Annotated in this window: 15 protein-coding genes and 1 pseudogene; 10 read left to right on the top strand and 6 right to left on the bottom strand. The window is 69.3% G+C overall.

Going from position 1 to position 19,693, the window contains the following annotated elements; all coding sequences use genetic code 11:
* The 4 genes and pseudogenes from HLH35_RS19235 to HLH35_RS19220 all read left to right on the top strand — a co-directional run.
* Positions 1-280, top strand: a pseudogene (locus tag HLH35_RS19235) (NADP oxidoreductase coenzyme); the annotation flags it as partial.
* A 331-nt stretch (positions 281-611) separates the two neighbouring features.
* Positions 612-1,190 (top strand): YqaA family protein, encoded by a 579-nt coding sequence (locus tag HLH35_RS19230; protein WP_182980678.1) that lies wholly within the window; start codon positions 612-614, stop codon positions 1,188-1,190.
* A gap of 93 nt (positions 1,191-1,283) precedes the next feature.
* Entirely contained in the window at positions 1,284-2,270 is a 987-nt protein-coding gene (locus tag HLH35_RS19225) for an SDR family oxidoreductase (RefSeq protein ID WP_182980677.1), read from the top strand.
* A 175-nt stretch (positions 2,271-2,445) separates the two neighbouring features.
* Positions 2,446-5,016, top strand: coding sequence for a cation-translocating P-type ATPase (locus HLH35_RS19220; RefSeq protein WP_338029404.1), 2,571 nt, complete (start codon positions 2,446-2,448; stop codon positions 5,014-5,016).
* 56 nt (positions 5,017-5,072) lie between these two features.
* Here HLH35_RS19220 and HLH35_RS19215 read toward each other — a convergent pair whose 3' ends face one another.
* Positions 5,073-5,597: a hypothetical protein gene (locus tag HLH35_RS19215; RefSeq protein WP_182980676.1), complete on the bottom strand. Its 525-nt coding sequence runs from the start codon at positions 5,595-5,597 to the stop codon at positions 5,073-5,075.
* A 202-nt stretch (positions 5,598-5,799) separates the two neighbouring features.
* Here HLH35_RS19215 and HLH35_RS19210 point away from each other — a divergent pair, with 202 nt between their 5' ends.
* From HLH35_RS19210 to HLH35_RS19200, 3 genes are all read left to right on the top strand, one after another.
* A complete protein-coding gene (locus HLH35_RS19210) occupies positions 5,800-6,696 on the top strand; it encodes an ABC transporter ATP-binding protein (RefSeq protein WP_182980675.1) in 897 nt (298 codons plus the stop codon).
* A 7-nt stretch (positions 6,697-6,703) separates the two neighbouring features.
* The gene (locus HLH35_RS19205) at positions 6,704-8,089 is read left to right on the top strand and encodes a hypothetical protein (protein ID WP_182980674.1); all 1,386 of its coding nucleotides are present in this window, start codon (positions 6,704-6,706) and stop codon (positions 8,087-8,089) included.
* 354 nt (positions 8,090-8,443) lie between these two features.
* Positions 8,444-9,088 carry a hypothetical protein gene (locus HLH35_RS19200; RefSeq protein WP_338029403.1) on the top strand — a complete coding sequence of 215 codons (645 nt, stop codon included), beginning with the start codon at positions 8,444-8,446 and terminating at the stop codon, positions 9,086-9,088.
* A gap of 4 nt (positions 9,089-9,092) precedes the next feature.
* On the opposite strand, the gene HLH35_RS19195 is transcribed toward HLH35_RS19200, so the two are convergent.
* The 3 genes from HLH35_RS19195 to HLH35_RS19185 form a co-directional block, all read right to left on the bottom strand.
* Positions 9,093-9,485, bottom strand: coding sequence for a hypothetical protein (locus tag HLH35_RS19195; protein ID WP_182980672.1), 393 nt, complete (start codon positions 9,483-9,485; stop codon positions 9,093-9,095).
* Between the two features lie 495 nt (positions 9,486-9,980).
* Positions 9,981-10,862: a 4-(cytidine 5'-diphospho)-2-C-methyl-D-erythritol kinase gene (locus HLH35_RS19190; RefSeq protein ID WP_338029402.1), complete on the bottom strand. Its 882-nt coding sequence runs from the start codon at positions 10,860-10,862 to the stop codon at positions 9,981-9,983.
* 7 nt (positions 10,863-10,869) lie between these two features.
* A complete protein-coding gene (locus tag HLH35_RS19185) occupies positions 10,870-12,654 on the bottom strand; it encodes a tetratricopeptide repeat protein (RefSeq protein ID WP_182980671.1) in 1,785 nt (594 codons plus the stop codon).
* Positions 12,655-12,750: 96 nt separating this feature from the next.
* On the opposite strand from HLH35_RS19185, the gene HLH35_RS19180 reads away from it, so the two are divergent.
* Positions 12,751-13,644 carry a uracil-DNA glycosylase gene (locus HLH35_RS19180; protein WP_182980670.1) on the top strand — a complete coding sequence of 298 codons (894 nt, stop codon included), beginning with the start codon at positions 12,751-12,753 and terminating at the stop codon, positions 13,642-13,644.
* A gap of 214 nt (positions 13,645-13,858) precedes the next feature.
* On the top strand, positions 13,859-15,850 hold the full coding sequence (locus HLH35_RS19175; RefSeq protein ID WP_182980669.1) for a lytic transglycosylase domain-containing protein: 1,992 nt from the start codon (positions 13,859-13,861) through the stop codon (positions 15,848-15,850).
* Positions 15,851-16,036: 186 nt separating this feature from the next.
* Here the strand turns inward: HLH35_RS19175 and HLH35_RS19170 are convergent, their stop codons facing one another.
* On the bottom strand, positions 16,037-17,326 hold the full coding sequence (locus HLH35_RS19170) for a hemolysin family protein (protein WP_182980668.1): 1,290 nt from the start codon (positions 17,324-17,326) through the stop codon (positions 16,037-16,039).
* A gap of 434 nt (positions 17,327-17,760) precedes the next feature.
* Positions 17,761-18,945, bottom strand: coding sequence for an adenosyl-hopene transferase HpnH (hpnH, locus tag HLH35_RS19165; protein WP_182980667.1), 1,185 nt, complete (start codon positions 18,943-18,945; stop codon positions 17,761-17,763).
* Between the two features lie 499 nt (positions 18,946-19,444).
* On the opposite strand from hpnH, the gene HLH35_RS19160 reads away from it, so the two are divergent.
* Positions 19,445-19,693 (top strand): 1-deoxy-D-xylulose-5-phosphate synthase N-terminal domain-containing protein (locus tag HLH35_RS19160; RefSeq protein ID WP_275944267.1); only part of this gene is annotated, 249 nt, incomplete at its 3' end.

Here is a 19,693-nt window from a genome sequence, read left to right as displayed (position 1 = left end):
CGCCGCGAAGGCGTTCGCCGGCGCCAAGCTGGTGAAAGCGTTCAATCACCTGATTGCCGCCACCCTGGCGACCGATCCGGTCGTCGAGGGCGGCCACCGGGTCGTCTTTCTATCGAGCGACGACGAAGATGCGACCGCTCCCGTAGCAGCTTTAGCCAAACAACTCGGGTTCGCACCCGTCAAGTTGGGAACGCTCAACGAGGGCGGCGCGCTGGTGCACGCGCGCGGCCGCGTTTGGGGACCGCTCATTTTCCAGGACCTGTTCAAGAAGGAGCAGTAATCAATCTACGATCGTCTGGCACCGCATGGCCCGCTGGCCGCTGCCGGGTTCAAAGAAAGTCAGCGTCTGCTTTTCGGGAAAACGGGCTATCGGTCCAGGACGATCAGTGAGTGAAAATCAGCCGTTTCGTTCGATCAGAATACCGGCGGACGCGCGGAGTCCGCCAGGCTGTCCCCAGTGTTCGTCACAATATCTGGAAAGAGGCGGAAGCAGGCGTGCCTGCCAACGGCATGATCGCCCTTTTTTAAACACGCCCTGATTGCTCACGCCGCACTTTTCGGGCGTTGTGACAGATGGCATTCCGGCCTGACACCCGACATGGCGAACCGACATGCTCGACCGACTCTACGCCCGCACCCTCTCCCTGGCCGCCAGCCGCCACGCCCCGCTCTGGCTGGCCGTGATCGCGTTCGCCGAGGCCAGCGTCTTTCCCCTGCCGCCCGATATCCTGCTGGTGCCGATGGTGCTGGCCCATCGCGACCGCGCCTGGGCGCTGGCGGCACTCTGCACGCTGGCCAGCGTCTGCGGCGGCCTGCTGGGCTGGTATATCGGGGCCGTCCTGCTGCAACACGTCGCCATGCCGATCATCCATTTCTACCACGCGGAATCCCGGCTGGTCGCCTTGCAGGACCAGTTCCGCCAATGGGGGGTGGCGATCATCCTCTTCAAGGGCCTGACCCCGATCCCCTTCAAGATCGTCACCATCGCCAGCGGCGCCGCCCATTTCCCCCTGCTGCCCTTCGTCCTGGCCTGCATCGCCACCCGCGGCGCCCGCTTCTTCCTGCTCGCCGCCCTCCTTCGCCGCTACGGCGCGCCGATCCAGTCCTTCATCGAACGCCGCCTGACCCTGGTGGCCGCCCTGTTCGGTGTCGTACTCGTCGGCGGCTTTGCAGCCCTGAAATATCTGTAGGCCGCACGACCGGGCATACCCGCTCCGACTTGCGGCGCGCCTGATCCAAGAGCAAACAGGGCACCAGACAGACTTGCCCAGCGGAGCCCGCCCATGCCTCACCAGATCGCCGTCATTACCGGAGCAGGCGCCGGAATCGGCCGTGCCACCGCGCGCACGCTGGCCCGCGCGGGCTGCGACGTCGCGCTGATCGGCCGCAACACGGCACGGCTGGAAGACGCGGCGGCGGAACTGGCGGCACTGCATATCCGCACCCTCACCATCACCGCCGACGTCACCGACGCCGAGGCGCTGGAACGCGCGGCCGACGAGGTCGAAGCCACGCTGGGCCCGATCACCCTGTGGGTGAACTGCGCGGGCGCCGGCGTCAGCGGCCAGTTCGTGGAACTGTCGCCCGAGGAAATCCAGCGCGCGACCGACGTCACCTATCTGGGCACCGTCTTCGGCACCCGCGCGGCGCTGATCCGCATGCGCAGGCGCGGCTACGGCACCATCGTCAATCTCGACGCCATCTCCCTGCCGCGCCCCCTGCGCAGCATCGAAAGCGGCGCCCGGGCGGCAATCCGGGCCTTCACTGAAAGCCTGCGCCCCGAAATCCTGCATGACGGCGACCGCATCCATCTGTCGCTGGTCAGCCTGCCCGCCATCAACACCCCGCGCTTCGTCTGGACACGCAACCGCACCGGCAAGCGCCTGCGCCCCGCCGGCCCGCTCTTCGAGCCCGAAATCGCGGCCGAGGCCATCAGCCGCGCCGCCTTCGGCCGCCACCGCGACGTCCGCGTCGGCCTGTCGGGCATCGGCCGGCGCATGGCCGCATTCCTGGCCCCCACGCTGGTCGACCGGCGCCAGGCCGTCCACGCCTATCACCAGCAGCTGGAAAAATACCCCGCCCCCGACGACACGCCGGACAATCTGTTCGCCCCCGTCGCCGGCGCCCACGGCGCCCACGGCCCCTTCGACCATCTCAGCCGGCGCAGCATGCCGGTCCTGCTGACCACCACCCTGCGGACCATCCTCACCGGCACCGTACTGGCCGCCGGCGCGGCCGCCCTGGCCACGCTCCTGCGCCGCAAGCGCTGATCCCCACCACGGACCATCCGGCCCACGCGCTCCCATCCCCCATGCGGGGCGGGAGCGCGCGGGCTTTTTTTTCGCTCCCCAGGCATCCTCCGCCCCGGGACCGGCGCTTGGCCTTCGCGGGGCCGTCCGATAGCGGCTGACTCACCGCATCGCCCCCCGCGCCAGGAGACCGCCCGTGGACCAGCCGGCTGAAGCCCCCGACCGGCCCGCCTCCCTGGCGGGCCTGAGCGAACAGCAGGCCCAGGCACGGCTGAAGACGGACGGTTTCAACGAACTCCCCCGCCAGGAGCATCGCACCCCACTGGCCATCGTGGGCGAGGTCCTGCGCGAACCCATGCTCGCCCTGCTGCTGGTGGGCGGCGGCATCTACCTCCTGCTGGGCGACGTGCAGGAGGCGCTGATCCTGCTGGCCTTCGCCTGCGCCTCCATCGCGATCACCACGGTCCAGGAAACACGGACGGAACGGGTGCTGGACGCGCTACGCGACCTCACCAGCCCCCGCGCCCTGGTCATCCGCGACGGCACCCGGCGGCGCATTCCGGGCCGCGAGGTCGTCAGGGGCGATCTCATCGTACTCGGCGAAGGCGACCGGGTCCCGGCCGATGCAGTGCTGGTGCAGGCACAGGACCTGCTCGCCGACGAATCGCTGCTGACCGGCGAGGCCGTCGCGGTACGCAAATCCGTCGCGGCAACGGTGCCCCCCACGGCCCGGCCGGGCGGCGACGACCTGCCCTTCGTCTATTCCGGCGCGCTCATCCTGCGCGGCAGCGGCCTCGCCGAAGTCCACGCCACCGGTGCCGCCAGCGAGATCGGCAAAATCGGCCAGTCGCTCCGCATGCTGGACACCGAACCGCCCCGGCTACGCGCGCAGATGCTCCGCCTGACCCGCCTCTGCGCCATCGGCGGCAGCGCGGTCAGCATCCTCGCCCTGATCCTGTACGGAACCTTGCGCGGCGGCTGGCTCGACGCGGTGCTGGCCGCCATCACCATCGGCATGAGCATGCTGCCCGAGGAATTCCCGGTCGTACTCACCGTGTTCATGGCCATGGGCGCATGGCGCATCTCCCGCGCCCGCGTGCTGACCCGCCGCGCGGCGTCCATCGAAACGCTCGGCTCGGCCACCGTGCTCTGTACCGACAAGACCGGAACCCTGACCGAAAACCGCATGTCGATCGTCGAACTCCGGCCAGCCGACAACATGACCATCACCCCACCCACCCCCTTGAGCGCCCTCACCCCCCAGGCCCAGGCGCTGGCCCTCCACGGCCTGCTGGCCAGCGCGCCCCAGCCCTTCGACCCGATGGAAACGGCCTTCCACGCTTTCGCCCGCACCGCCCTGCCCGACACCCAGCTCCCGTCACGCGCGGGCTGGACGCTCGCCCGCACCTACGGGCTGCGGCCCGACCTGCTGGCCGTGACCCAGGCCTGGCGGCCGGACGCCGCAAAGCCCGCCTTCATCATCGCCGCGAAAGGCGCGCCGGAAGCCATCGCCGAACTCTGCCATCTGGACGACACGCAGCGCGCCGCCATCGGGCAGGCGCTCGACGCAATGGCCGCCCAGGGGCTCCGCGTCCTCGGCGTCGCGAAAGGCACGTATGAAGGCAAGGATTTTCCCGAAACACCGCGCGACTTCACGCTCACCTTCCTCGGCCTGGTCGGCATTGCCGATCCCCTGCGGCCCAGCGTGCCGGCAGCGGTGCGCGACTGCCGGACGGCCGGCATCCGCATCATGATGATCACCGGCGATTACCCGCAAACGGCCCGCGCCATCGCCCGCGCGGCCGGGATCGACGAGGGCGCGACCGTCCTGACCGGCGACGCCATCGCAACCCTCTCCCAGCCCGAGCTTCAGGAACGCGCCCGCACCGCCACCGTCTGCGCCCGCATCATGCCGGAACAGAAACTGCGGATCGTGCAGGCGCTCAAGGCCGACGACGCGATCGTCGCCATGACGGGCGACGGCGTCAACGACGCGCCATCGCTGAAGGCGGCGCATATCGGCATCGCCATGGGCGGGCGCGGCACCGACGTGGCGCGCGAGGCCGCCGCGATCGTGCTGCTCGATGACGATTTCGGCTCCATCGTCACCGCCATCCGGCTGGGGCGGCGCATCTACGACAATCTGCGCAAGGCAATGGGCTTCATCTTCGCCGTCCACGTGCCCATCGCCGGCCTGGCGCTGCTGCCGCTCGTGCTGGGCTACCCCATCATCTTCGCCCCGATCCACATCGCGTTCCTCGAGATGGTCATCGACCCGGTCTGCACCCTGGCCTTCGAGGCCGAGACCGAGGAAGACGACATCATGCGCCGCCCGCCCCGCCCTCCCTCCGAACCGCTCTTCTCGCCGCCGCTGATCGTCTGGAGCCTGCTCCAGGGCCTGCTGGTCTTCATCCTTGTCGGCGGAATCTTCATGTTCGCCACCCTGCGCGCCATGCCGGCCGATGAACTGCGCGCCCTCACCTTCGTCTCGCTGGTGCTCTCGATCGTCAGCCTGATCCTCGTGAACCGCTCGTTCAGCACCTCCCTCGTCACGGCCATCCGGCGGCCCAATGCGACGCTGGTCTGGATTCTCGCGATGGTGCTGACCGTCCTCGCCGCCAGCGTCCTGGCGCCGCCCATTCGCGGCCTCTTCCGCTTCGGCCCCCTGCACTGGCACGATCTGGCACTGACCCTCGGCGTGGCGGCCACCGTCCTGATCGTGCTGGAAACCGCCAAAATCTTCTGGCGCGATCGTTTAAGGTTCTGAAAGCCCGTTTGGAAATGCGCGCCGGCGGCACAGCCGGGAACAGCCTCGCCCCTGCCTCACCATTTGATCCGCATGCCGGCGGTCAGCGCACCGGTGCCCACATTGCTGCCGGTGTTCGTCTGCCGGTGGCCGGCGAACATGTTGATGGTCAGGTCCATTCCCGGCACGCCCTTGACGGGATATGCAGCGGTCACGGTCTGTCCCGTTTCCATCGGAACGGGGCTGGCATTGCCCTGTTCGATAGCGAACGGCCCGACATGGCCGGGCACGCCGGGCGCCCGCGGTGGCGGCGAAAAGGCCGGAGCGGTGACATCATACCCCGATCCCCCCGCGCCGCCGATACCGGGCTTCACCCCGCCCTGCCCGGCACGCAAACCATCCGGCGCGCCATTCCGGGGCACGGCCATTGTGGGCGCCGGAGGCATGAAATAGGATGCGGCCGGAGCACCGGATGCAGGACGCCCGGCCGCCGCCATCGCGACGACCATCCACATCCGGAAGAACGGCCATTGCCCCTCCGACCCGTCATGAGGCGGCCCGACAGGTCGGCCCCGCCCGACAGGTGGGGATATGTCGCTCATCTGCATGGCTCCAGATTGTAACATGCCAGCAACATGCAGGCGGAAACCGCTGCACCGGAAATCAATAACTGCGACAGTCCACGATCCCGCGACACAAAGCGTTATTCCGGTACAGCGACAATATCGGGCGCGCGGCCAGCCCGGCTTGACAGAAAATCACCCGCCGCTGCAACGTTCTGAAATGTTTTCCGAAGCGCGCACAATGACAGGCCAGGCCACTCCGGATAGCGGGTCCCCCGATCAAGCGGCCCCCGATCGCGAAGCCCCGGTCCAGATCGCCCATCTGCGCAAGATCCTCGGCGGCCGCGCCGTCCTCGACGATCTCAGCCTGACCTTGCGCCCCGGCGAGATCGCGGCCCTCCTCGGCCCCAACGGCGCGGGCAAGACCACGCTGATCGGCTGCCTGCTCGGCCTGCTCTCGCCCGATGCCGGCACGGTGCGGCTGTGGGGCGAGGATGCCTCCGCCCTGCGCGCCGAAACACGAGCGCGCATCGGCTTCGTGCCCCAGACCATGACCGGCTTCACCTGGTTCCGGGTCGGGGAACTGATGGCCTATCTGGCGCAGTACCGCGCCCGCCCCGACGACGCCGAGGACCGGACATGGCAGGAATGGGCGGGCCTCGACCCCAGCGCACGGATCAAGACCCTGTCGGGCGGCGAGCGCCAGCGGCTGGCCATCGTGCTGGCGCTGCGCTTCCGCCCCGACCTGATCGTGCTGGACGAACCCGTCGCCAGCCTCGACCCGCAGGCCCGCTACGATTTCATGCGCATGCTGCCGGCCTATGCGCGGCGCACCGGGGCCAGCGTGCTGATTTCCTCGCACATCATCTCCGACCTTCAGGACATCAGCGACCGGTTCGTCATGATGCGCCACGGGCGGATCATGCTGGACATGACGGCTCCGGAGATCGCGTCCACCGTCCGCCGCCTCTCCGCCCCGCCCGTCGCGGCATGGGGCGTCGGGATCATCGCCGACCAGGGGGCGGAGGGCATATGGGTACGCGGCTGGCACCCGGCGCTGGACGACGCGGCGGCCGGCGCGGGCCACACCATGCTGCCGGGCGATGTCGAACGGCTGTTCCTGGCCCTGACCCGGTAACCGCAGGATGACCGACACGCTGCGCGCGCTCCGGCTCTATGCCTCGCCGGTCTTCATCCGTGAAAATCCCACCCTGATCCCGGCGGCAACCTATCTCGTCATCACCTTCTCCAGCCTCCATCATCCATCCCCGGGGCATGCCGGCAGCCTCCATGATATCGGCCTGTTCTGGTGGCTGGCCCAGCAATCGCTGTTCTCCAGCCTGTGCTGCCAGTACTGGCGGCAGGTGCGCTCGCCGCTGGCACCGATGTTCCCGCGCCTGATCGCGGCGGAGTACCGGGCAATCCATATCCTGCTCGCGCTGGGGCTGCTGCTGCTGGCCGTGCCCGCGATCGTGCGCGGCCTGCCGCTGCTCAACGTGCTGGCGCTGGAATCCCTCAACCTCTCCCTCAGCACCGGCAGCGATCTGGTCGGGCCGAAAATCCTGCGGCCGCGCCTGCGCAAGGTCCGCACCGCCATCGTGTTCGGCCTGTTCGTGGTGTTCATGATCCCCACGATGCAGGACCTGCTGATGAAGGCGCCCTGGTTCATCGCCCTGGGGGTGCTGGCCGTCGCCCTGCCCGCCGCGCTGGCCGAACTGCATCACAGCCCCTTCGCCCACCCGGGCGACCATGGCCCCGCCATCCCCGCCACCCGGCCGGCCCGCAGGCCGCCGAATCCCGCCACCCGCACCCTCATCCGCGCACTGATGTGGCAGCCGCCGCGCCTGCGCGCGGTGCCGCTGCCCAACGGGCTGGCGTCCGGCGCGCCACTGGCCCTGCTCGCGCAGTCGGCCGCGATCCTGATGGTGGTCACGGGCTTCGCCCTGCTGGTCAATACGATCAGCACCCTGCACGCGCCCACATGGCAGGATGCGCGCGACGCCGCCACCGCCGTGCTGGGCCAAGTCGCCCTGCTCGGCGCCGTGGCGCTCCCCAACTGGATGCTGTCGCGCCGCGACTGGCCGTTCCTGCTGTCGCTCGGCCCGTTCGGCGCGCGGGCCGATTTCGCCCGCGCGCTCTATCGCGCCCATGCCGGCCGCGCGGTGCTGGCCGGCACGATCTTGGGCCTGTTCACCGCCCTGGCCGCGATCCTGATCGGCACGGTGCCGCTGCCGCGCGCCATCGCGGCAGCACCGGCGCTGGCGGCCGTCATCGTGGGCGGCAGCTACCTGCCCAGCCTGGCCGTGTTCTCCCCCCTGACCAACCGCCCCGGATTCATGCTGCTGCTCTCGATGCTGGGCAGCCTGGCCGGTCTGCAGATCTACACCGACATCCTCTTCAACAAACCCACGGTGCCCCCGCTGGCCTGGGCCGTCCCCGTCCTGGCGGCCGCCTTCGCCCTGCTGATGGCCCGCCTGGCCCCCCGAGCCCTGGCCCGCGCCGACTGGCCCATCGAACCACCCGCAATGTGACAAGGCCGACCCGGCATCCGCAACCGCCTCCCAAGGCGTCCATCCGCTGCCTCTCTTGCCAAGGACAATAAAAAATTCAAGAACGACGCCTCTTCAAGAAAAATAATAAATAACATATAAAATAATAAAATATCAAAAAAGTGACGACCCATGGAAATACTAATCGCCCCAAATGGAAGAACATGGGACCCACATAGCAATACATTCTCTAAATATTTCGGATTTTTTGGAAAAAATGCCGATTTTGTCGCCCACTCCGTTCAGAATCTCGGATTTGCGACCATAGCGACGTTTCCACGCTATACCCATATCCGTTTTCAGCCGAGATTATTCCCGACGGCCTGTCTGCAACGCGTGATCGAGATCCTGCTCTCGCGACCGCCGCCCTGCATCGTCCTCGAACGGATCGGATCACTCTTCGCGCCGCTGGAGGTCCTCCAGAACCTCAACGACGCCCTTGCCCGTCTCCGCGCACTCCAGGCCGAGACGCTGGCCGGCGACGAGCTTCCAGCGGCGCCCACCATCGTTACCCTGTCCCTGGACCGCCTGCGGGATTCGAAACGCGCCAGCCTGCAAAGGGCCTTTGCGGCATGGCGCCAGGCACGCGCCCACATCACCACCCGAAACGTGACCGAAATCGCCACATCCCCCGTGTTCGGAGGAGGGGCTCTGGCATGGATGCCGGGACGAGACCGCTGCCTGATCGAGGCCTGGCCGCAGACCTACGAGAAGTACGGCGACTCCCCTCTCGACAATTTCCTTGGCTGCGATGTCAGGGACCTCCCCGACGCCGCCTATATCGTGCCGACGACCCGCGGCTATTTTGCGGCCGCGTCCAGCCAGGAGCCCCGCCTGGAACTCATCGAGGCCCTCATGACCAGCAACGACGGCACCAGATTCTGGTGCCGTTACGAACGGCTGGTCCTGCCGTGGCGCGCGGGCGCGTCGGACGATTTCGTCTGTTCCGTGCCCCTGGTCCGGCTGGTGCGAAGGTGCTGACCCTCTAGCTCGGCAGGCCCGTGTCGCCCCGGCCGGAATGCATCATCGCCTGATGCCGCGTCAGGGCCTGGGCCACGCGCCGCGCATCCTCGGGCGCCAGGGCCAGGCCGACCGGACCATAGGCCGGATGCTGGAAGGCGATCAGCGACCCCTCGCTCAGCGCCTCGGGCTGGACGGCCCAGTTGGTGCGAAAGACCGGCACCACCGGCGCCCCCTCGATCGGCGGCGGCGGCACGTTCTCCACCATCGCGCTGCGGACGGTGCCCAGGCTGGCGATCAGTTCGCCGAGCTGCTCCAGCGTAAAGGCAATCGTGCCCTCCACCCCGCTGCCATCCAGAAATACCAGCGTAGCCGTCCGGCGATCCTCGGACAGACTGACCTGCATGCGCGCGCTCATCGCCACCTCTCCAACCCTCTTCGCAGGCCAGGATATCACAGCACACCACGATCCCGTCAGACGAAGCGCGCCGATCCGTTCCCCCCCCGGAAACACGCAGATCATCACCGGACGATTCGAGCCACGAGTGAGCAAGAGTGCCGCGCACAGGAAACGCGCGTCGGATCGCCCCCCGCCCCCTGTGCCGCTCAGTTTGTGCCCGTAAACGTGGGCTGGTGAGCAAGAGCGCCGCGCAGCGGCGCGCCCGTCGTGTGTCCGCGAGCACCGGAGCGGAGCGGCCTTGATGGCCGTGATTACCGGAGTACAGCGGACGCGCGTCGGATCGCCACCGCCCCCTGTGCCGCTCAGTTTGTGCCCGTAAACGTGGGCTGGTGAGCGAGAGCGCCGCGCAGCGGCGCGCCCGTCGTGTGCCCGCGAGCACCGGAGCGGAGCGGCCTTGATGGCCGTGAGCACCGGAGCACAGCGGACGCGCGTCGGATCGCCACCAGCCCGCGTTTACGGGCACAAACCCCCGGACCAGACCCACCAGCCGGGTCGCTCAACCGCCGCCTGCGCATCCTGCGCCGCCTGCGGACTGTCGAACAGCGCAAAGCAGGTCGCCCCCGATCCGCTCATGCGCGCCAGGCGGCAGCCCGGCGCGGCCTCCAGCACGTCCAGAACGGTGCGGATCGTCGGGCAGACGGCACAGGCCGCATCCTGAAGATCGTTGGTCAGCACCGAAAGGTCCCGCACCATCGCCGCCACGTCGGGCCAGGCGGTGGGCAGGGTGGCCGCCGGGGTAAAGACCGGCGCGCGCGAGCGGAACACGGCGGGCGTCGAAACCGCCTCGCCGCAATTGACCAGCATCATGCCGCAGGGCGGCAGGGCGGGCGCCGGGTCCAGCCGCTCGCCGACGCCGCCCATGCGGGCAGCGCGCTGGTCGATGCAGACGGGCACATCGGCCCCCAGTTCGACCGCCAGCGCCATCAGCCGCTCGCGGGGCACATTGCCCGGCCAGGCGCGCAACAGCAGGCGCAGCGCCGCCGCCGCATCGGCCGAGCCGCCGCCGATGCCCGAGGCCACCGGCAGCCTCTTGTCCAGAACGATATGCAGCGGGTCCAGCCGGTCGGTGCCGCCGATTTCCGCCCGCAGCAGCCGCGCGGCCCGCAGGATCAGGTTGCTGTCGGCATCGGCCACCAGCCCGGCGCCGAACGGGCCGGTAATATCCAGCGAGACCGCACCGGCCCCGCCATGGCCCGGATGCAGCGCCAGCGTGTCGCCCGCGCCGGCAAACACCGCCAGACTGTCCAGCAGATGGTAGCCATCCGGCCGGCGCCCGGTCACATGCAGATAGAGGTTGATCTTCGCGTGGGCGGATTCGTACAGGGTCCCTGTCACGGGCGGTTCAGTCCTTCTTCTGGCCCGATTGTGCCTGAACGGGCGGCCCGCCCTGATGGACCGAACGCGCCGCGTCCGCAAGGGCGGCGCTGATCCGCTCCGCGTCGCCCGGATCGCTGGCCGGCAGCCCCTGGGCGAAATGCCACTGGTTGACGGCCTCGCGCAGCCGGCCGGACTCCTGATAGGCCACGCCGAGATGGTAATTGACCGCCTGGTCCTCGGGCGTCTGCTCCGCCGCGCGTTCCAGCATCTCCACCCCTTCGGCGACATGCCCCTGCCGCACCAGCGCCCATCCCAGACTGTCGCGGATCGCCGCATTCTGCGGTTCCAGCGCCACCGCCCGGCGCAACAGCGACTCGGCGCGGGGCAGGTCGCGCCCCTGCTGCACCAGCGAATAGCCCAGATAATTCAGCAGCAGCACCTCGTCGGGCGCCAGCGCCAGCGCATGCTCCAGGTCGGCCTGCGCCTGCGGCCAGCGTTCCAGCCGGTCATAGGCCACCGCCCGGCCGAACAGCAGCAGCCAGTCCTCACCCGCCAGCGGCCCCGAAGCCGCGATCGCACGGCTATAGGAGGCCTCGGCCCCATGCCAGTCCTGCCGGTCCGATTGCAGATCGCCCAGCGTCTGCCAGATGCGCGGCTGGCCGGGCTGGGCGGCGGCCAGGCGGCCGAGCGCCGCATTCGCGTCATCCCACCGCCCCGTCGCGGCATCCAGCCGCGCGCGCTGAAGCCGGATCACCGTGGCCAGCGGGTCGTCCGCCGCCGCCCCGGCCAGCGTGTCGCGCGCCGCCACCGCATGCCCGGCTTCATATTGCAGCGCCGAGAGCATCAGCCGCGCCTGCCCCACCGCCGGGTCCAGCCCCAGCGCGAAGCGCAGCAGCAGCATGCGCATGTCCCGCAACCCCCCATCATGGGCCAGCCGGCCCGACGGGTCGGGCATCCGCGCCACCTCCTGCCCGACCAGCCCGGACAGGAAGGCAAAGGCCTGCGCGATTCCCTGGCGCGGGGTGGCCGGCGGCGCGCGATCCATCGCCGCGAGGATGCCCTGCCGCGACAGCGACAGGCCGGGCGCCCCGGACAGCAGCGTGTCGACCAGATGCGCCGCCTGCGCGCGCTGCCCCTGGCCGATCAGCCAGTGCCCCAGGGCCAGCACGGTAAACAGGTCATGGCCCGCCGCCGGGCTGGCCAGCGCCGCGCGCTCATAGCGGGCCGCCCGGTCGGGCCAGCCGGCCGCCCGCGCGATCAGCGCGGCATGAACGGCGTAATATCCCCCCAGGTCGCGGTCGCCCACCAGCGGGTCCAGCGCGGCCAGCGCGCGCTCGCCCTGCCCGGCGCCCAGCAGGCTCCAGGCCTCCAGCAGCGGGCGGATGGTCGCCACCAGCGCGTCCTTGCGCACCCGGTCGTAATGCGCCAGCGCCTCGGTCCATCGCCCCGTCCGCACCGCTTCATTGCCCAGCACCAGCTCGGCCAGCGCCTGGCCCGGCAGCCGCCCGGCCAGCACTACCGCCGAGTCGTCGCCGGCCAGCGCACTATAGAGAAAGGCCCGCCGCAGCAGCGCCGGCTGACCGGGATCGATCTCCGCCGCCTGGCGAAACGCCGCCCCGGCCACCGCATCGTCGCCTTCCAGCGCCGCGACGGTCGCGACCAGGTACGGGCCGGCGAGCCCCGCCGGCCACGACGCGGACGCACTGTCCACGACCGGCGCGGGCTGGGCCGGAACCTCCCGCGCATGGAGAAGACCGACCGGCGCCACCAGCGCCAGAAGAAACGCGCAAAAAGAGCCAGAACGCTGCATATGGCGGACCCTACCCCGCGTCGGGTAAACTGCCAAACCCTGCCCGCCATTCTCCTCCGGCGGACGGACCACCCGCGCGGAAGGCCCCGGTAGAGCATGATGGAAGCACTCGCCCTGCTGCGGCTTTATGGCGAATGGGGCGCCGACACGGCGCTGGACGACAGCCCGACCGACTGGCTGTCCCGCCCCGCCCCCTCGGCGCTCCCGCCGGCCGGAACGCACGATGCGGCGCAGGTTTCCACACCGCCGCGCCCGGCATCCCGCCCCCAGCCGCCCGCCGCCACGCCCACCATGCCGGAACCGCGTCGCCCCCCCCGCCCGGCCGCCGCCGGCGCCCCCGCCGGAGCCGAGGACGGGCTGCCCCTGATCGACCGCGCGGTGCAGCAGGCCACCGAGGCCGCCGCCGCCGCGACCACGCTAGCCGAACTGCACGCGGCAATGGCCGGTTTCGACGCCTGCGGCCTGCGCGACACCGCAACCCACACCGTGGCAGCAGTGGGCGAGGCCCCCGGCCGCCTGCTGCTGATCGGCGAGCCCCCCGACGCCGCCGAGGATCGCGGCGGCACCCCCTTCGCCGGCCCGATGGGCGAATTGCTGGACCGGATGCTGGCCAGCATCGGGCTGGCACGCGCCGACATGCTGCTGGCCCCGGTCATCCCCTGGCGGCCGCCGGGCGAGCGTCCCCCCTCCGCCGCCGAACTGCGCATCTGCACCCCGTTCCTGCACCGGCTGATCGTGCTGGCCGCCCCCCGGAAGGTGATCGCGATGGGCAACACCCCCGCCCGCCTGCTGACCGGCGAGACCACCGGCATCGCCCGCCTGCGCGGCCGCTGGCGCGACATCACGCTCCCCGGGCAAGCGGCGCCGATCGCGCTGCTGCCGATGCGCCACCCCTCCCAGCTCGGGGCCAGTCCCACCGCCCGACGCGACGCGTGGAAGGACCTTTTGTTGCTCCGCACAACGCTGGATTCCGGCAGCGACACAGACTGAAACAGTAAGTAAATCCGCCCCTGTGGAACTATGTCCGGATTGTGGCAGACACGCGGCGCGCAGCGCCCCAATACACGTTTTATTCACCCATGAATTGTCACCATAAACCGCAATTTTAACGGCTGTTTAACCTACCCATGCGGAACGCATACTGTGGGCCCGCGTTCGAATATGGTTGCTTTTCGCCACAACAGCCGGTAGAGGCCCGTCGGCCATGCGAGGGATAACCCATACACCCCCACAGCGTGCGGTCCGCGCCTTTCTGGCCGGAGCCGCTTTTCTGGCCGGTGCGCTCGGTCCGCTTCGTGCGTCCGGCGCCACGGTGCAGCCCGGTGACGGCCATCCGTCGGGCAGCGACGAGCGGAACGAGGAAACCGCCATGGCGCTGCCGCGGATCGCGCCCCCCGGCGGCGGCCCCGTGGGGCTGGCCCGTCCCCTTGCCCCCGACGACGCCGCGCGCGTCCGCCGGATCTTCAGCCTGCAACATGCCGGCTCGTTCGATGCCGCGATCCAGGAAACCGCCAACCTGCGTGACGACACGCTGCTGGGCGACATCCTGGCCGACCGCTACCTGAACCCCTTCTATCACGTCGCCGCCGGCCAGTTGCGCCTGTGGCTGCACACCTATTCCACGCTGGCCGACGCGCCGGCGATCCACGCATTGCTGGCCGGCCTGTCGCCGCGCGGCGCCACCCTCCCCTCCCTGTCGGCGTCGATGGCGCTGGCGGCGGGCGTGGGCGCCGCCCCCGTGCGCCTGCCGGAGGAAGACGACCCGGCCAGCCGGGCCTTCACCCGCAACCCGCTGCTGGACCGCACGGTGCGCGAACGGGCGGAACAGGGGGCCAAGGGCGCGCGCAGCGCCCTGCACCTCATCCGCATCACGCCGGGCCTCAGCCCCCTCTATGGCGCGCAGCTCCGCGCCGAGGTCGCCATGGCCCTGTTCAGCGCCGGCGACACTGCCCTGGCCCTCAAGACGGGACAGGACGCCTTCATCGAATCCGGCGGCCGGATCGGCCTGGCGGGCTACGTCGCCGGCCTGGCGGCCTGGCGGCGCGGACGCGCCGACATCGCCGCCCCGCTGTTCGAAGGCGCCTCCCGCGCCGAGCTGACGGCGGCCAGCGTCCGCGCCGGCGCCGCCTTCTGGGCGGCCCGCGCGCACCGCAACACCGGCGATCTCGCAGCATGGCGGCCCTGGCTGCACCGCGCGGCCGCCACGCCTCACACATTCTACGGCCTGCTGGCCGCCCAGCTCCTGGGCCTGCGCCCGACGCAGACGGCACGGCCGCCGGCCGACGGGTCCCACCCCGACAGCCTGCCGCCCGACGGCGCGCACCTGGCCGACGACCGGGCGTTCCTGCATGCCGGCGCGCTGGTGATGGGTGAAATCGACGTGGAGGCCGTGGCGGCAACGCCCGCCGGCCGCCGCGCCTTCGCCCTGCTCCAGGTCGGCGAGACCGCCCGCGCCGAAGCCGCCCTGCGGCGGCTCTGGCCCGATATCCAGGGCGACGCCGCCCTGTGCCGCTCGGTCCAGCTGGTGGCGGACGCCGCCGGGCTGAAGGGCCTGTCCACCCAGCTCGCCTCGCTGCTGGCGACGCAGGATGGCGGCCAGGCCAGCCCGACCAGCCGCCTGCCGCTGCCCCGCCTGGCCCCCGGCCACGGGTTCCGCGTCGATCCGGCGCTGGTCTATGCCCTGACCCGGGTGGAATCGAATTTCGACAGCGGGGCGGTCTCCGGCGCCGGCGCCCATGGGCTGATGCAGCTCATGCCGCTCACCGCCAGCTTCGTGACCGGCCAGACCGGCCGCTTCGTCGCCTCCCCCGCCCTGCTGCACAACCCGGCGGTGAATCTCGAGATCGGACAGCTCTACATCCTCTACCTGGCGCACCTGTCCGAACAGCATGACGAGCACCACCGCACGCCGGGCGGCGACCTGGTGCGCCTGCTGGCCAGCTACAATGCCGGCCCCACCGCCATCGCCCGCCAGGACGACCCAGACGAGTACAACGACGACCCGCTGCTGTTCATCGAATGCCTGCCCAGCACCGAGACCCGCGATTACGTCCGCCGCTCGCTGACCTATCTGTGGCTCTACGCCGACAGGATGGGCCTCCCCACCCCGTCGCTGGAAACCCTGGCCCGCAACGAATGGCCCGCCTTCGCCGCCGAACGCGACCTCGCCAGTCGCCCCGTCCACACGATTCACTGAAGCACGTTTCCGCCCCCTGCTGGCGGCGGCCTGATACACGGCCCGATCAGCCGATCAGTTTGTGTCCGTCAACGTGGGCTGGTGAGCGAGCGTGCCGCAGAGCGGCACGGCCGTCGGGTGTCCGCGAGCACCGGAGCACAGCGGACGCGCGACCGATCGCCACCAGCGCGTTGACGGACACAAACCCTAGTTTTCGGCCAGCACCTGCCGGCTGGCGCGCACCTTCTGCACGCGCCGATGGTCCATCTCCATCACCTCGAACAGCCAGCCGGAGAAGACGATCTTGTCCCCCACCGCCGGCACCCGGCGCAGCAGGGCCAGGATCAGCCCGGCCAGCGTGTGATAGCTGCCTTCGTCCGGCAGGTCGGCCAGGCCCAGCCGGTCCTTCACCTCGTCGGCGGGCATGAAGCCGTCCAGGATCAGGATATCGTCCTGCGCCAGCCGCTCCTTGGGCGTGCTGCCCGGCTCGTGATGCTCGCCCACAATGGCCTCGAACAAGTCCGAGGCGGTGACGATGCCCTCGAACGACCCGTATTCGTCCAGCACCACGGCAATCCCCAGCGGAATCGAACGCATCCGCTCCACCATGTCGAAGGCCGAGAGCGTGTCGGGCACCACCACCGGCTTGCGCAGCACCGATTCGATCGAGACCGGCCGCCCGTCCAGCATCCGGTCCAGCATGTCCTTGGCCAGGATCACACCCACCGGATTGTCCACCCCGCCCTCACAGACCACGATCCGCGAATAGACGGTGTTGCGCAGCGTGCGGCGCAGTTCCTCCTGGCTGGCCCCGCGCTCGATCCAGAACAGCTCGTTGCGCGGGGTCATGATCGCCCGCACCGGCCGGTCCGGCATGCGCAGCAGGCGCTCGATCATGTCGCGCTCCTCCTGCTCCAGCACGCCCGACTGCGCGCCCTCGGCGATATAGGCCTTCAGCTCTTCTTCGGTCAGCGCCGCGCGCGTCGCGGCCTCCACCCCCATCAGGCGCAGCACCAGGTTCGACGACCAGCCCAGCAGCCACACGGCCGGCCGCGTCACCCGCGCCAGCCCCTCCAGCGGCAGCGACAGCCGGGCGGCGATGATCTCGGGATGGCGCAGCGCGATCTGCTTGGGCACCAGCTCGCCCAGCACCAGCATCAGCGAGGTAATCGCCACTACCACGATCGTGATCGACAATTCGCCCGCAAAGGGCCGCAGGATCGCGAACCGCGCCAGCCACGGCGTCAGCGCACCCTCGATCTGGGTGCCGCCGAACGTACCTTCCAGGATCGAGACCAGCGTGATGCCGACCTGCACCGTGGGCAGGAAGCTCTGCGGATCATCGGCCAGGCGCAGGGCGCGCTCACTGCCCTTGACCCCGGCCCGCTGCATGATGCTCAGGCGCGCCCGGCGCGCCGAAATCAGGGCCAGCTCCCCCATGGCAAAGATGCCGTTGACGAGAACCAGAAGAAGAATGACGGCGATGGACGTGATCATGATGCCGCGCACTCTAATGCGCCAGCCACGAAATTCGTAGGGCCTGCTCGTAAATGCGCGCTGGTGGCGATCCGGCGCACGTTTCCTGCGCTCCGATGCTCACGGCCATCAAGGCCGCTCCGCTTCGGTGCTCAAAAACGCACGCCGGGCGTGCCGCTACGCGGCACTCTCGCTCACCAGCCCACATTTCCGAACAGGCCCTGATAAAGCGGTCGCACCGTAAAGCGCGCTGGTGGCGATCCGGCGCACGTTTCCTGCGCTCCGATGCTCACGGCCATCAAGGCCGCTCCGCTTCGGTGCTCAAAACGCACGCCGGGCGTGCCGCTACGCGGCACTCTCGCTCACCAGCCCACATTTCCGAACAGGCCCGGATATGAAAATGGCGGAGCCTTCCGGCCCCGCCATTCCTTATCGTACCGGAAAGATGTCCCGGATCAGTCGGCGGCGTCGGCCGCCTCGACCGCCGGCGCATCCACCACCGTCACGCGCGGCGGCTTGGCCGGCTTCTTGGCGGCGGCGATTTCGGCCATGCGGGCATCGACATGCTGGGTGAAGACATATTCGGCCGGCCGCTGGTTGGCCAGCGAGATCTCCGGCACCATCGGCTTCTCGGTCTCGGGCCCGAACAGCGCGACCTTGGCAATGTGCCAGGGGCGGCGCACCGCATCCATCACGGCCGTCGATTCATAGCCCGAATGAACCATGCAGTCGGCGCATTTCTCGTAATTGCCGGTGCCGTAATCATCCCACTTGGTATCGTCCATCAGCTCCTGGAACGTCTTGGCATAGCCTTCGCCCAGCAGGTAGCACGGGCGCTGCCAGCCGAAGACGTTGCGCAGCGGCTTGCCCCACGGCGTGCAATGATACTGTTCGTTGCCGGCCAGGAAGTTCAGGAACAGCGGCGACTGCGTGAAGCGCCACTTCTTGCCCTTGCCCAGGCGGAAGACGTCGCGGAAAAGCTGTTTCGTCTTCTGGCGGTTCAGGAAGTGGGCCTGATCCGGCGCACGCTCGTAGGCATAGCCCGGCGCGGTCATGATGCCGTCCACGCCCATGGCCATCACTTCGTCGAAGAAGTTGGCAAGGCGCTTGGGGTCGGCCCCGTCGAACACGGTGCAGTTGATCGACAGGCGGAAGCCGCGGGCCTTGGCCTTCTTGATCGCAGCCACGGCGCGCTCGTACACCCCGTCCTGGCAGACCGACGAATCGTGCATCGCCTGGTCGCCGTCCAGATGCACATCCCACGAGAAGAAGGGCGACGGCTCGTAATCGTCCATCTTCTTCTCGAGCAGCAGCGCATTGGTGCAGAGATAGACATATTTCTTGCGCGCGATCAGGCCCCGGACGATCTCCGGCATTTCCTTGTGCAGCAGCGGCTCGCCACCCGCGACGGCAATGACGGGGGCACCGGCCTCGGTGTCCGCATCCAGGCATTCCTGCACGGTCATGCGCTGGTTCAGGATCGCGGCGGGATAATCGATCTTCCCGCAGCCGGCGCAGGCCAGGTTACACCTGAACAGCGGCTCGAGCATCAGAACAAGCGGATAACGCTTCCGCCCGGTCACGTGCTGCTTCACGACGTAAGCGCCCACCCGGACAGCCTGCATAATAGGAACGGCCATGAACCCTCTGCTCCTGCGCCGGCATTCGGCCGGCCTCTCAAATCATGTGACCTGTATTATGGACACGCCAACGCGGCAGATAACAACCCGGCACGATCTCAGCCGTGCACGAAAGACATAGCGAGGTTGCGGACATGCGACGCCACGCGATCCCGTTCCGGGGGGTATAGGACAGATCGGCTCTTATACTCAATTCCCATCAGATGCACTGTGACCAAATGACCACAGTGACGAGGGAGAGTCTGTATTTGCTTCCGCGACGGGAGTAGAAACCGAACTGTAACAGACCGAGGGGCGTTAGGCTCGCCCCACTCGGAAACGTCGCAAGAACAGAATGGACCGGACAGGGCCGCCCCGGGCCCATGTCCCGGCAAGCACAACGGACGTACTCGTCATGAACCAGCCCCTTTCCCCTGTTTCCGCCGGCACAGCCGCGACCGCCGGCGCCGGCCAGACCGGCGCCGAGCCCACGGGACAGCCCACGGGGCAGGTACCGACGATGGGCCGCTTTCCGCTGCTGGACCGGGTGAGCGCCCCGCGCGACCTGCGCAACCTGTCGGTGGACCAGCTGCGCCAGCTGGCCGAGGAATTGCGGGCCGAGACGGTGGATGCGGTCTCGACCACCGGCGGCCATCTCGGCGCCTCGCTGGGCGTGGTGGAACTGACGGTGGCGCTGCACGCGGTGTTCGACACCCCCGACGACCGGATCATCTGGGATGTCGGCCACCAGGCCTACCCGCACAAGATC

Origin of the sequence: Gluconacetobacter asukensis, assembly GCF_014174375.1 — a bacterium.
Classification (GTDB): domain Bacteria; phylum Pseudomonadota; class Alphaproteobacteria; order Acetobacterales; family Acetobacteraceae; genus Gluconacetobacter; species Gluconacetobacter asukensis.
The sequence above is the reverse complement of the archived record's forward strand: the minus strand, read 5'-3'. Positions and strand labels throughout refer to the sequence as shown.

What these genes read in the sequence shown, in the direction of transcription:
- HLH35_RS19230 (WP_182980678.1), top strand. Translation starts at nt 612, where the DNA reads ATGCTCGACCGACTCTACGCCCGCACCCTCTCCCTGGCCGCCAGCCGC.
- HLH35_RS19225 (WP_182980677.1), top strand. Translation starts at nt 1,284, where the DNA reads ATGCCTCACCAGATCGCCGTCATTACCGGAGCAGGCGCCGGAATCGGC.
- HLH35_RS19215 (WP_182980676.1), bottom strand. Translation starts at nt 5,597, where the DNA reads ATGAGCGACATATCCCCACCTGTCGGGCGGGGCCGACCTGTCGGGCCG.
- HLH35_RS19210 (WP_182980675.1), top strand. Translation starts at nt 5,800, where the DNA reads ATGACAGGCCAGGCCACTCCGGATAGCGGGTCCCCCGATCAAGCGGCC.
- HLH35_RS19205 (WP_182980674.1), top strand. Translation starts at nt 6,704, where the DNA reads ATGACCGACACGCTGCGCGCGCTCCGGCTCTATGCCTCGCCGGTCTTC.
- HLH35_RS19195 (WP_182980672.1), bottom strand. Translation starts at nt 9,485, where the DNA reads ATGAGCGCGCGCATGCAGGTCAGTCTGTCCGAGGATCGCCGGACGGCT.
- HLH35_RS19185 (WP_182980671.1), bottom strand. Translation starts at nt 12,654, where the DNA reads ATGCAGCGTTCTGGCTCTTTTTGCGCGTTTCTTCTGGCGCTGGTGGCG.
- HLH35_RS19180 (WP_182980670.1), top strand. Translation starts at nt 12,751, where the DNA reads ATGATGGAAGCACTCGCCCTGCTGCGGCTTTATGGCGAATGGGGCGCC.
- HLH35_RS19175 (WP_182980669.1), top strand. Translation starts at nt 13,859, where the DNA reads ATGCGAGGGATAACCCATACACCCCCACAGCGTGCGGTCCGCGCCTTT.
- HLH35_RS19170 (WP_182980668.1), bottom strand. Translation starts at nt 17,326, where the DNA reads ATGATCACGTCCATCGCCGTCATTCTTCTTCTGGTTCTCGTCAACGGC.
- hpnH (WP_182980667.1), bottom strand. Translation starts at nt 18,945, where the DNA reads ATGGCCGTTCCTATTATGCAGGCTGTCCGGGTGGGCGCTTACGTCGTG.